Raw genomic sequence first — 617 nt, 5'->3', positions numbered from 1 at the left:
TCAAGCCCGAAGACCTGGGCGTGGACGTCAAGCCGCGCCTGAAGACCCTGAAGGTCAGCGAGCCGCCCAAGCGCGGCGCCGGCATCAAGGTGCCCGACGTGGCCACCCTGGTGGACAAGCTCAAGAACGAAGCCAAGGTGATCTAAGGAGGACCGACATGACCGTACTCGTCATCGCAGAACACGACCACGCCACCGTCAAGCCGGCGACCCTCAACACCGTGACCGCCGGCATCGCCTGCCAGAGCGGCGATGTGCACGTGCTGGTGGCCGGCGCCAACGCCGCCGAAGCGGCGGCCGCAGCGGCCAAGATCGCAGGCGTGGCCAAGGTGATCGCCGCCGACAGCCCCAGCCTCGCCGAGAACCTGGCGGAGAACGTCGCGGCCCAGGTCCTCGCCATCGCCAAGAACTACAGCCACATCCTGTTCCCGGCCACGGCCAACGGCAAGAACGTGGCCCCGCGCGTGGCGGCCAAGCTCGATGTGGCGCAGATCAGCGACATCACCAAGGTCGACAGTGCCGACACCTTCGAGCGCCCGATCTACGCGGGCAACGCGATCGCCACCGTGCAGAGCAGCGATGCCATCAAGGTGATCACCGTGCGCACCACCGGCTTCG

General features: G+C 67.4%; 2 pseudogenes. Both read left to right on the top strand.

The annotated features are described in order from the left end of the window. Positions 1 to 146 (top strand): annotated as a pseudogene (locus ABEA07_RS20120) (electron transfer flavoprotein subunit beta/FixA family protein); the annotation flags it as partial. 11 nt (positions 147 to 157) lie between these two features. After that, positions 158 to 617 (top strand): annotated as a pseudogene (locus tag ABEA07_RS20115) (electron transfer flavoprotein subunit alpha/FixB family protein); the annotation flags it as partial.

The sequence above is a fragment of the Variovorax defluvii genome, from assembly GCF_039541515.1.
GTDB classification, from domain to species: Bacteria; Pseudomonadota; Gammaproteobacteria; order Burkholderiales; family Burkholderiaceae_C; genus Variovorax; species Variovorax defluvii.
This window is presented reverse-complemented; position numbering and strand designations above follow the sequence as displayed.